This is a genomic window from Bradyrhizobium sp. CFUWI, assembly GCF_056429085.1.
In genome coordinates, this window is sequence record NZ_JBWJZE010000007.1 from 158,557 (window position 1) to 170,784 (window position 12,228).

Genomic DNA, 12,228 nt, shown 5'->3' on the forward strand with positions numbered 1-12,228 from the left:
GAACATGGATCTCGGACTCAAGGGCGCAAAGGTTCTCGTCACAGGCAGCACCAAGGGGATCGGCAGGGCGATCGCCGACACCTTCGCGGCAGAAGGGGCCAATGTCGGCATCTGCGCGCGCAACCAGGCGGACGTCGACAGCGCGGTCACTGCGATCAAGGCGAAGGGCGTCGCTGCGTTCGGCAGCTCGGTCGACGTCTCCAATGGTCCGGCGCTCAAGGCCTGGGTAGAGGATATGGCCTCCAAGCTCGGCGGCATCGACATTGTCGTCGCCAATGTCAGCGCGTTATCGATCGGGCAGGACGAGGAGAGCTGGGAGAAGGAGTTCTCCACCGACATGATGGGCACGGTGCGGCTGGTTAATGCGGCGATGCCATATCTGGAGAAGAGCAAGGCCGCCGCGATCGTCACCATCTCCAGCGTGTCGGGCCGCGAGGTCGATTTCGCCAGCGGTCCCTACGGCACATTCAAGGCCGCGATCATCCACTACACGCAGGGGCTCGCCTTCCAGCTTGCCGGCAAGGGCATCCGCGCCAACTCGGTGTCGCCGGGCAACACCTATTTCGAGGGCGGTGTTTGGAATCAGATCAAGGACGGCAATCCCGAGCTGTACAAGACTGCGCTGGCGCTCAATCCGACCGGCCGCATGGGCACGCCGCAGGAAATGGCAAACGGCGCGGTCTTTCTTGCCAGCAAGGCTGCGAGCTTTATCACCGGGACCAACCTCGTGGTCGACGGTGCGCTCACGCGCGGGGTGCAGTTTTAGGCGCATTCCGAGCCGCCCAGCGACGAAACCGGGCCGCCAGCGGCGCCGGCGGGGCAGGGCCGTTTTCCGACAACAACAGGGCTGTCAGATGTCAGCAGATCCAATCCACTACAAGTCGATCACCGAGCTCTCCGAGCTGTTCCGTCGCGGCGAGCTTCTGCCCTCGAAAGTGACCGAGGCCATGCTGAGCCGGATCGCCAGGCTCGACGGCAAATTCCACGGCTATGCGCTCGTCCTTGCCGAGCGCGCCATCGCACAGGCGAAGCGCTGTGACGCCGAGCTGGCCAAGGGCATCTGGCGCGGGCCGCTGCACGGCGTGCCGATCGGACTGAAGGACCTCTGCTACACCACCTTTGCGCCGACGGCCGGTGGCACCACGATCCACGCCAAATTCGTCCCGTCCTTCAACGCGACGATCGTGGACCGGCTCGAGCAGGCCGGCGCCGTCACGCTTGGCAAGCTGAAAATGACCGAGGGCGCCTACACCAGCCACCATCCGAACGACCAGGCGCCGCTCAATCCCTGGGGTGTCGATTACTGGGTCGGCTCGTCCTCGAGCGGATCGGGCGTGGCGACGTCGGCGGGGCTCTGCTTCGGCTCGATCGGTAGCGACACCGGCGGCTCAATCCGGTTTCCGTCGGCAACATGCGGGCTGACCGGGATCAAGCCGACCTGGGGACGCGTCAGCCGCTATGGGGTCTTTCCCCTGGCCGACTCGCTCGACCATATCGGGCCTATGTGCCGGAGCGCGTCCGATGCGGCCGCGATGCTCGGCATCATCGCAGGGGCGGATGTCAACGATCCCACGGTCCTGCAGGCGCCGGTGCCGGACTATCTCGCAGGTATCGGTGGCGGGGTCCGAGGCCTGCGGATCGGCGTAGACCGCAGCTACACCCAGAACGGAATCGATCCGCAAGTGGCCGCCGCGTTGCTGGAAGCCGAGCGGACGCTCGCTGCGCTTGGGGCCGATATCCGCGAGGTTAAGTTCCCGGCCTACGAGAAGCTCGTAAGCATGTGGATTCCGATGTGCTCGATCGAGACCGCAGAGGCGCATCTCGAAACCTATCCGTCCCGGAAGTCGGAATACGGCCCCGATCTAGCGCAGTTGATCGAGCAGGGCAGGTCGATGAGCGGCGTCGAGATCGCGCAGATCCATCACGAGAGGCTGAAGTTCTGCGGCAGCTTGGCGGCCCTGTTTGCCGATATCGACCTGCTCCTGATCCCCACCATGCCCGTGCCGATTCCGACGCTGACCAAGATGGGCGAGTACGGCGCGGATCCGAACGTGCTACTCAGCATCTTGCGCTTCACCGCGGTGTTCGACTTCTCGGGCAGTCCGACTATCACGCTGCCGAATGGCATGGCGTCGGATAGCCTGCCGCTCAGCATGCAGCTCGTCGGCCCGCATCTGTCGGAGGATGTGCTCGCCCGCGCCGGGCATGCGTTCCAGTCGGTGACGGACTGGCACACTCGTCGTGCCCCGATCGATTGACCACGGCTGAGACGGTAGCCGATGCTTCAATTGGCCGCCGACCGACTATGTTATGGGTGAACGTCAACGGTGTGCTGAGACGGTCGCAGCTGGCGGCGCGCAGCCAGAAATGCCCGTGATGGATTGGAGTATCAGGAGCTTGGCGTCGGCTTCGGATACGCCGGCCGCAGTTGCAATCGTGCGGAACGTTTGACGAAGATCGTTGTCCATCTCGATTGCATTTCCGGTCCTCCTCGGCGTGACAGCGGAACATCGAAGCCTTTCCTCCCTCCATTGCCCGAACGTAGCATCCAAGCGGGTGAATCTTTCTGGCCATCGTTTCCAGACGTTCGGCCGTCGTGGCTCCCCAAGATTGCGGCGTCACAAAGTTGACTCCGGTGCCTACCGCGCCTTTCGCGGCCATCTGCCTTAATTCGTATCGGAAGTATCGATGCGGCATCTCCTTCGTTTCATGCGGGCAAGCCGGTATTGCAAATATTTGATATATCATGTATCAACACTCGCCGATATTGCACGAGACCTGCGGGACGCATGACAAAGCTCATCTTCGGAGTGGTGGCGGACGATCTGACGGGCGGCATGGAAACGGCCGCGATGCTGGTCGCTGCCGGGATCGAATGCGGATTTGTCACCGACCCCGATCTCGTCGGCAGCTGCGGCGATGTGCCGGCTATCCTGGTCGCGCAGAAGACGCGAGTGATCCCCGCAAGCGAAGCCGTCACCATGACGGAAAAGGCGGCGCGGGCGCTGCTTGCGCGGGGCGCGCGGCAAATCTTCTTCAAATATTGTGCGACGTTCGATTCCACCGACCAGGGAAATATCGGCCCGGTCTCCGACCTGCTGATGCAGCTGACCGGCGCCGAATACACCGCCTTCTGCCCGGCTTCTCCCGCCCTTCGAAGGACCGTCTATAATGGTCATCTGTTTCTCGGGACCGAGCTGATCTCGGACTCGCCGAAACGCAATGATCCGCTGACACCGATGACCGATCCCGATCTGGTCCGGGTTCTGCAGCGCCAGACGCCGACCCGGGTTGGCCTTCTGGCGCATTCGCAGGTCAACGCCGGCGCGGACTCGGCCGGTCGCGCGATCGCGGAAGCGGCGGCTCGGGGTATCCGCTACTTCATTGCGGACACGATCTACGATCGGGATCTCGATACGCTTGCCACGCTCACCTGCGACTGGAAGCTGATGACCGGCAATGCGACGATCGTGCAGCACTACCCGGCAATCTGGAAGGCGCGGGGGCTCATCGCCACGGCCAGGAGACCGCCCGGTTTGCGCGCGGTTGGTGGCGGCGGCGTGGTTCTCGCCGGAAGTTGCGCCGAGCGGACGTTGGAGCAACTTGCCGAATTCGAGAAGAGCCATCCCTTGTTTCGCATCGATCTTCCGAACGCCGAAGATGTGGCGGCGACGGTTGGCGATGCGCTCGACTGGGCGCGGCCGCGGCTGGACCGCGGTCCTGTTGGCTTCGCCACCTCGGGCGCGCCGGAGGCCGTCAAAATGGCTCAGCAGCGATATGGACGTGAAGGCGCGGCGCAACTCGCCGAAACCATTCTTGGTCGGCTCGCCGTCTCTCTTCGCAGTATCGGCGTGCGGCGCTTCGTTGTGGCCGGTGGCGAGACGTCTGGTGCGATCGTCGAACACCTCGGCATTCGGCGTTTGCGGGTCGGTCCCTACGGTGGACCCGGCATCGGCACTGCGGTGACCGAAGACGAGGATCCGGTGGCCCTTTGTCTGAAGTCCGGCAAGCTGGGCCCCATCGACCTGTTCGCGACGACGCTGGAAGCGATGTTGAATCCGGAGGCGGTCAATTGAACGAACGCGAACTTAGACAATCCGTGCTGGAGACTGTAGCGCGCCTGGAAGCCAAGGGCTTCAATCACGGCAGCAGCGGAAATGTCAGCTGTCGCATCGGAGAAGACGTTCTGATCACGCCGACCGGCGGCAATAGCGGCAACACGACCATCGATGGTCTCGTCCATTTGAAGCGCGACGGAACGGTGGTTGGAGGCGGCTTGCCCTCCAGTGAATGGCACATGCATCTGGCGATCTTGAACGCCTATCCGCACGTGAACGCGGTGGTGCACACCCATGCCGATTGCTGCGTCGCGCTGTCCTGCCTCGCAAAGCCAATTCCTGCATTCCACTACATGGTCGCCGGTTTTGGTGGCAACGATGTGCCTTGTGCACCCTACGCCACGTTCGGCACCAGGGCGCTCGCCGACGGCGCCGTCGCGGCGCTGAAACAGCGCAAGGCCTGCCTGCTCGCAAACCACGGGATGATTGCCGTCGGCAACGGGCTGCAGGCGGCCTTCGACCTCACCGTGAAGCTCGAAACCCTTGCCCGGCAGTATCTGCTCGCCTGTCAGGCCGGCGCACCCGCGATCCTTGCCGACGACGAAATGGCGCGGGTGGTCGAGCGCTATGGCAGCTACGGCCGCGCCGCTCTGCCGGCCTGAGAAGGACAGCTTCATGGAGATCACCGGCAAGACCAAGATCATGTTCGTACTCGCCGACCCGATCGATCATGTGCGGGCGAGTGCGGTCATGAATGCCTATTTCGCATCGATCGGCGACGATCTGGCGGTGTCCCCGATCCATGTCCTGCCCGGCGATCTCGGCCAGGCCGTCGCAAGCATCAGGCTGATGCGCAACGTCTTCGGCTTCGGTGTCACGATCCCGCACAAGACCTGCGTGATCGAGCATCTCGATGAGATCACGCCGACGGCGCAACTGATTGGCGCGGTCAATTTCGTCAAGCGGACGGCGGAAGGGCGCCTCGTGGGCGACAATCTGGATGCGAGGGGATTCACCGCCAGCCTCGCTCAGCACGAGGTTGCGGTTCGCGGTCGGAAGGTGCTCCAGGTCGGTGCAGGTGGTGCGGGACGTGCCACTGCATTCGGCCTGGCGGAGGCCGGCGCGGGCGAACTCACGATCATGAACCGGGATGACGGGAAGGCTCACGCGCTTGCGGCCGCCGTGGCTGCACATTATCCCGCCACGAAGGTCAGCGCCGGCCGCGCGGAGGCGCGCTCATTCGATCTCATCGTCAATACGACGTCGCTCGGCATGAAACCGGATGATCCGCTTCCGGTGGATATCGAAGGTGTCGGTGCCGGCGCCACCGTCAGCGACATTATCGTTAATCCAGCCGTGACCCGGCTTCTTGCAAGGGCGGCTGCGCAGGGCGCGCGGGTCATCGGCGGAAGGCCTATGCTTGATGCACAGATGGCCCTTGTCGCGCGGTTCATCGCGCGATAGCCTGATATATCAAATATTATATCGAGGACGGCGACCGTGGGATTGGGTGCAAGGGGCCGCCGGATCGAAGGCAAGACGGAAGGGAAGCGAGGCCCCGTGAATACTGCATCGGCCAGGCAATCGGCGTCGGGCGCATCGATCCGCATCAGCCGCTTGGAGAAGCGCTTCGGGGCCGTGTCCGCCGTCGATGGCGTCGATGTCGATATTGCTGCCGGTGAGTTTATCGCCCTGCTCGGACCGAGCGGCTCCGGAAAGACGACGATCCTGATGAGCGTCGCAGGATTCGAATTCCCGACCAGCGGCACCATTCACGTCGATTCCGAAGACCTGACCTATGTTCCTTCGAACAGGCGCAATCTGGGAATGGTGTTCCAGAATTACACGCTGTTCCCGCACATGTCGATTCTCGACAATGTCGCCTTTCCCTTGAAGATGCGCGGTCTCCGGACGGCTGAACGTCATGCGCGGGCCGAAGCTGCGCTCGCGACCGTTCGTCTGGCAGGCTATGGCCAGCGTCGTCCGAACGAGCTTTCCGGCGGTCAGCAGCAGCGCGTGGCGCTCGCGCGTGCGATCGTCTATCAGCCGCGCGTCCTCTTGATGGACGAGCCGCTAAGTGCGCTCGACAAGAATCTCCGCGAAGACATGCAGCTCGAGATCAAGCGATTGCACGCTGAGCTTGGCATCACCGTCATCTTCGTCACTCACGACCAGAGCGAGGCGCTGACTATGGCCGACCGGATCGCTGTCCTGAGAGACGGCAAGATCCAGCAGATCGGGCCGGCGCGCCAGCTTTACGAAAGGCCCGCGAATCTCTTTACCGCCGGCTTCATCGGCGAGATGAATTTCGTCGACGTCGCCGTTCAAAGCGTCGGCGACGACATCTCCGTGGCTCTGCCATCGGGTGAAGCATGGCGCCTGCCGGCGACGGCGGCCGTTGAGCCGGTTGCGGCCGGCGAGGACGCGGTGCTGGCCGTGAGACCCGAGCGGCTGCAACTCGGCACCAGTCCGGTCGGGCAAGTCGTCACTGTGGCGCTGAGCGACATCGTCTATGCCGGGGCCGCCCTGCTTCTGATCGGACGTCTGCCTGATGGCACCGAGATGCGCGCGCGAATCCCCGGCGCCTCGCAGTTCAGCTCCTTGGCCGCAGGTGACGTTGCGTCCTTCACGATCCCTACCGAGGCGATGCTGCTCTACCGGGGAAAGCGGCGATGAGGGAGGAGCGATCGCATTTCTGGCATTCCGACGGCCGCCGGCTGAGCGGCCTGTCGACGCTGTTGCTGCTCCTTCCGTTCTTCGCCATCATCGCCTTCGTCTTCGTCTATCCGATCCTGCAGCTCCTGGTGATCAGCATTCTCGAGCCGCATCCGACCTTGGACAACTACGCGCGCGTCGTCGACAATCCGGTTCACATGCGCGTCCTGATGCGCACGCTCTGGACCGCGACGCTGGTGACCGCCTTGTCCGTGGTCCTCGGCTTCCCGGTCGCCTATTACATGAGCCGGGCCAAGGGGACGGTCGCAGCCCTTGTCGCTGTCTGTGTCATCCTGCCGCTCTGGTCGAGCGTCCTGGTGCGCACCGCCGCCTGGTCATTCCTGTTCCAGCGCAACGGGCTGATCAATTCGGCGTTGATGTCTCTCGGTCTGACGTCACAGCCGTTCAAGCTGCTGTATACCCAGAGCGCCGTCGTCATCGCCATGACCCACGTGCTCCTGCCGTTCATGATCCTGCCGATCTACGGCGCATTGCGCAGTATTCCGAGCGACTACGGGCGTGCGGCCGCCGTGCTCGGCGCAACGCGCCTGCGGGCCTTTCTGGAGGTGATCCTCCCCTTGAGCCTGCCGGGTGTCGTCTCGGGTTCGCTGCTCGTGTTCCTTACGGCGCTCGGCTTCTTCATTACGCCCGCGCTGCTCGGCTCTCCGCAGGAGATGATGATCTCGACGCTCGTCTCGAAGCAGATTCGTGAGGTGCTCGATTGGCCCTTCGCTGCGGCGCTGGTCGGAGTGCTGACCGTATTCGTCACGTTGCTGGCGATCATCTTCAGCAAGATGCTCCGTTTCGACCGGCTGATGGGGAATGCCTCATGAAACCGCCGACCGACCGCGGATCGCTCGCGCTGGGAGCCTATGTCTATGCCGTGCTGGCTTTCATCATCGTGCCGTTGGTCATCGTCATTCCAATGTCGTTCAGCCAGAACGACTATCTGGCATTTCCGCCGTCCGGCTTTACGCTGAAATGGTACGCGGAGTATTTCGACAGCAGGCAATGGCGTGCCGCCACCTGGCTCAGCGTACAGGTCGCCTTGCTGACCGCTCTCTTCGCGTCGGTCATCGGCACGGCCGCGACCTATGCAATGATCCGCGGCCGCAGCCGGTTGGTAACCGCTTTCCAGATCGCCCTGATCGGGCCGATCATTGTGCCGCACATCGCGCTCGCGGTCGGTCTCTATCTGTTTTTTCAGACGATCGGTCTCTCCGGGACCATTCCCGGCTTCGTGCTGGCGCATACGGTGCTCACCTTGCCATTCGTCGTCTTCACGATGGCTGCCGCCCTGGGAAAGGTCGATGCCAATCTGGAGGCCGCCGCCATGAGCTGCGGCGCGACACGCTTTCAAGCTTTCCGCCTGATCACGCTGCCGCTCGTCCTGCCGAGTCTGGCTAGCAGTGCGCTGTTTGCTTTCATCATCTCGTTCGACGAGCCGGTGGTATCGTTCTTTCTGTCCGGTGTGCGCCAGAAGACGCTGCCGCGCCGAATGTTCGAGGACATCGAGCAGAACCTGACACCGGTGATTCCCGCGATCGCGACACTGTTGATCGTCTTGTCCATTTTGATTCTGCTGGGGGCCCATGTCCTCAGATCCCGCAGCGTCACCCGGTAGCGAACCGGGCGAGAAGCCAGAGAGGAGATCGTCGATGCCAAGAACAGGTTGGATGTGGAGCTCGGCAGCTGTCGTGATTGCTTCGGTTCTTTGCGGAGCGCTGCCGGCAGCCGCCGAAAAGCTGGAAGACCAGTTGGTGATTGCCACGACCGGTGGCCTGATGGGCAACACCCTCGCGAAATATTTCTACGACCCCTTCAACAAGGCCAAGAATGTCGAAATCGTCCCGGTCGCAATCGAGGTCCCCGACCAGTGGGCGCGCGCCAAGGCGATGCAACGAACCGGCAAGGTGGAGTTCGACATCGTCACGGCAACGGGGCCCGACCTGGTCGGGCGCACCGACATGCTCGAGAAGATCGACTGTGCGAAACTGCCCAGCGTCCAGAAGTTCGGTGTCTCCGACGCCTGTCAGCCCTACGGCGTCGCCCGGACGACCGGCGGCATGCTGATCACCTACAATACCGAAACGTTCAAGGGCAAGACGCCGAAGACATGGGCGGATTTTTGGGACGTCAAGCAGTTTCCCGGGCCGCGAGGGCTGCCAGACACCGGCGACAGCGATTGGTGGGTTCCGGTAGCCGCGCTCCTCGCCGACGGCGTCAAGCCGGAGCAGCTTTTCCCGCTGGACATCAATCGTGCCTACAAGAAGCTGGACGAGATCCGTCCCAATGTCGCGGTGTGGTGGAAGACAGGCGACCAGGTGCAGCAGATCATGCGCAGCCGCGAGGTGGTCATGGCCATGAGCTATTCAGGCCGCGCGCTCGCCGTGGTGAAGGAGGGCGTACCGGTTGCCATGTCCTGGGACCAGGCCATTCGCGACACCGGCTACATGGCTGTTCTCAAGGGTGCGCCCGACCCCAAAGCCGCCATGGCCTATCTCGATTTCTTCTATGCGAGCTCCGACGCGCATGTGCCGTTCATGCGCGCTGTCAACTATGCGACGGCCAGCAAGTCGGCCATCGAGTTGTTGAAGCCGGAGGAGCGCAATCTCTACGCGACCTCGCCGGAGAACTACGAAAAGCTGGTCAAGCCCGATTTCGCCTGGATCGGCGAACATCGTAACGAGCTGCGTGAGCGTTGGATGGCATGGCTGACCCGCTAAGCCGCACTAGCTTCTCCCGCAATCTCGCGCTTGTAAGTGAGGACCGGCCATGGATCACACCAGTGACCCCGGCGCGCTGCGCTACGTGATCGATCCCCGAAGGCTCGATCTCGTCGAGGAGTTCCGCGCAAGTCCGCTCGGCGTGCATAGCCCAGAACTTCGCAAGCTGCTGGCGCGGATGCGATGGGGCAAGCCGGAAGGGCGGCTTGTCCTGATCGTGCTCGAACCTGGCAAGGCCTGGCGGCTGTCGCGCATCCCCAACCGTCGGGGGGATCGGATGCCTTTCGTCGATGATCGCGTCTTCACCTCTCTCGTTGAAGCGGAGTGGCATGTCTTCAAGCTGCGTTGGCAGGAAATGACGGGAACGACGCTGCCTGCGGAGATTTCCGGTGATCTATAAGACCAACGAGTATCTCGGCTATCCGGATCGTATCAGCGTCCCGGCCGGCGAGGCCGTCAGATTCCAGCTGAGCAGCAAGCGGCCGGGCGTGAAGGTCGAGGTGCTCAGGCTGCGCTGCGGCGATGTCGATACCAACGGCCCAGGCTTCAAATATGAGGTCATGACGAGCCCCATTGACGGTGAGCATGCCTGCCTCGACCAATCGATCCGGCCGGGATCCAACGCCGTCGTCGACCACGACGGTGCACTGGTCCCGACCGGCGGGCACTGGTGTTTCGGAGCCTACGTGTATCCGACGCGGATCGCGGACAATGCCAAGGCCGTGTTGGGAAGTTGGTGCGAGCGCTCGGCGCGCGGCTATGCGCTAGAGCTCGACGAGGAGGGGTATCTGCTCCTGGTGCTGGGCCAGGTGAACGGTACGCCGGCGCGTTTTGCCCTCGACGTCAAGCTGCGCCCGCGCGTCTGGGCATTCGTATCGTGCGCGCTTGACCTTGCGCGGGGATCGGCCTCCTTGTCGCTGATTGTTCCGGCAGACGGCGTTCGGCCGGCCGCTGCCCATTCGAAATCGTTCGCCCTGCCGCAAGCGCCTGCGCTCGATTCCGGCCTGCCGTTCCTGATCGCGGCCCATCATGCGAATGGTGATCGCCAATATACCTCGCACTTCGACGGCAAGATCGAAGCTCCGCGTGTCTTCTCGTGTCCGTTGGACGCAGAGGCGCTGCGGGTATTCGACGGCCGGCTGCGGACGGGGGTAAGCGATGCCGGGCTTGTCGCCTTCTGGGATTTCTCGAACGGAATCTCGTCACTGTCGATCAAGGATATTTCACCGAACGGCCTGCACGGTAGCCTCCGCCAGCTGCCCCGCAGGGGCGTGACCGGCTTTCAATGGTCTGGATCCGTTCACGACTGGCGGCTGTCGCCGCAGGAATATGCGGCGATTCATTTCCACAGCGACGATATCTACGATTGCGAATGGCAGACAACCTGCACGCTCGATGTGCCAGCCCACTGGCGATCAGGCGTCTACGCGCTCCGGCTGACCTCGGCAGGCGACAATCCAGACCGGGACTGCGAAAGCTACGTCACCTTCTTCGTGACGCCCGGCAAGGCGTCCCGGCGGGCGGATCTGGTCGTGGTCGCTTCGATCGCGACATATCTGGCTTATGCCAATAGCGCGTTGCGTCTCTATCAGGTTCACTTCGAGACTCTGATGGAGCACGTTCTGTGGTTGCCGCAAGACGACGTCTTCATGCAGGAGAACCCGGAGATCGGCCAGTCGACCTATGATTGCCATGTCGACGGCTCGGGACGAGCGTACAGCTCTTGGCTGCGGCCGGTCCTCAACATGCGTCCGCGCGGCTATTGGTTCAATTTGATCAACGACACACATATCCTCGACTGGCTCGAGGAGAAGGGGATCGCCTACGATCTGATCACGGATGTCGAGCTTGACCGGGAAGGAGCGCGGGCGCTCGCTCCTTACCGAGTCATGATGACGCCGACCCACCCCGAATATTACAGCTTCAACATGATGAACGCGATCATGGCGTATCAGAACGCCGGAGGGCGGCACATCTCGATGGGAGGCAATGCATTCTACTGGCGCTGCGGCTTTCACCCGGCCGCGCCTGCCGCGCTGGAGGTTCGCCGCGGCATGGCAGGAACGCGCACCTGGGAATCGGAGCCCGGCGAAGTGCATCTTGCCGGCACCGGCGAGCCGGGCTCGCTGTGGCGGCATTCGGGCTTTGCGCCGCAAAAGCTGGTCGGCGTCGGGTTCTCGGCCATGATCAACGATACCTGCGGCTATTATCTGCGTACCGCCGAAAGCGAGGATGCGCGCGTCGCGTTCATCTTCGAGGGCACGGGCCGTCACGAGAAGTTCGGTGATTTTGGGTTTCGCTACAATGGTGCGGTCGGCAGCGAGGTCGACCGGTACGATCTCGAGCTCGGAACGCCGCCGCATGCGTTGCGGATCGCAACGTCCGAAGGATTGGGTGCGGGCGCGCTGCCCACGCCGGAGGAGTTCCGCACCGTGGTCGACGGACTCGACGGCACGCAGAATGCGCTGGTGCGCGCTGACATGGTGTTCTTCGAGACCGCCCATGGCGGCGCCGTCTTTGCGACCGGATCGATCACCTACGGCATGTCGTTGGGTCACAACAACTACGACAACAACATCAGCACCATCACGTTGAACGTCGTGAATCGGTTTCTCGATCCAAGGCCGTTCATCATACCTGCCAAAACCTAGACTGCGGCCTCGATTTCGGCCCAACATGCAAGATCGCCATCTCGTCGCCAGAGATGGCTTCTCGAACCAGGGAGGCTG

General features: G+C 62.9%; 11 protein-coding genes. All 11 read left to right on the top strand.

Annotated features, from left to right (window positions below; translation table 11 throughout):
• Positions 1-4 precede the first annotated feature (4 nt).
• Complete coding sequence (locus AC066S_RS17400; protein WP_126255471.1) at positions 5-766, top strand: SDR family NAD(P)-dependent oxidoreductase; 762 nt, start codon at positions 5-7, stop codon at positions 764-766.
• Between the two features lie 88 nt (positions 767-854).
• Complete coding sequence (locus AC066S_RS17405; RefSeq protein ID WP_126255472.1) at positions 855-2,258, top strand: amidase; 1,404 nt, start codon at positions 855-857, stop codon at positions 2,256-2,258.
• Positions 2,259-2,813: 555 nt separating this feature from the next.
• Entirely contained in the window at positions 2,814-4,076 is a 1,263-nt protein-coding gene (gene otnK / locus AC066S_RS17410) for a 3-oxo-tetronate kinase (RefSeq protein ID WP_235885106.1), read from the top strand.
• On the top strand, positions 4,073-4,720 hold the full coding sequence (locus AC066S_RS17415) for a class II aldolase/adducin family protein (RefSeq protein WP_135169736.1): 648 nt from the start codon (positions 4,073-4,075) through the stop codon (positions 4,718-4,720). Before otnK ends, AC066S_RS17415 begins: the two co-directional genes overlap by 4 nt.
• On the top strand, positions 4,686-5,522 hold the full coding sequence (locus tag AC066S_RS17420; protein WP_235885105.1) for a shikimate dehydrogenase family protein: 837 nt from the start codon (positions 4,686-4,688) through the stop codon (positions 5,520-5,522). Before AC066S_RS17415 ends, AC066S_RS17420 begins: the two co-directional genes overlap by 35 nt.
• A gap of 96 nt (positions 5,523-5,618) precedes the next feature.
• Positions 5,619-6,734 (top strand): ABC transporter ATP-binding protein, encoded by a 1,116-nt coding sequence (locus tag AC066S_RS17425; RefSeq protein WP_478270230.1) that lies wholly within the window; start codon positions 5,619-5,621, stop codon positions 6,732-6,734.
• On the top strand, positions 6,731-7,606 hold the full coding sequence (locus AC066S_RS17430; RefSeq protein ID WP_135169734.1) for an ABC transporter permease: 876 nt from the start codon (positions 6,731-6,733) through the stop codon (positions 7,604-7,606). The genes AC066S_RS17425 and AC066S_RS17430 overlap by 4 nt, the downstream gene beginning before the upstream one ends.
• Positions 7,603-8,397: an ABC transporter permease gene (locus tag AC066S_RS17435; protein ID WP_135169733.1), complete on the top strand. Its 795-nt coding sequence runs from the start codon at positions 7,603-7,605 to the stop codon at positions 8,395-8,397. Before AC066S_RS17430 ends, AC066S_RS17435 begins: the two co-directional genes overlap by 4 nt.
• A gap of 34 nt (positions 8,398-8,431) precedes the next feature.
• The gene (locus tag AC066S_RS17440; RefSeq protein ID WP_235885104.1) at positions 8,432-9,499 is read left to right on the top strand and encodes an ABC transporter substrate-binding protein; all 1,068 of its coding nucleotides are present in this window, start codon (positions 8,432-8,434) and stop codon (positions 9,497-9,499) included.
• 49 nt (positions 9,500-9,548) lie between these two features.
• Entirely contained in the window at positions 9,549-9,899 is a 351-nt protein-coding gene (locus AC066S_RS17445; protein ID WP_135169731.1) for a N,N-dimethylformamidase alpha subunit family protein, read from the top strand.
• Positions 9,889-12,150 carry a N,N-dimethylformamidase beta subunit family domain-containing protein gene (locus AC066S_RS17450; RefSeq protein ID WP_135169730.1) on the top strand — a complete coding sequence of 754 codons (2,262 nt, stop codon included), beginning with the start codon at positions 9,889-9,891 and terminating at the stop codon, positions 12,148-12,150. Before AC066S_RS17445 ends, AC066S_RS17450 begins: the two co-directional genes overlap by 11 nt.
• Positions 12,151-12,228: the final 78 nt, after the last annotated feature.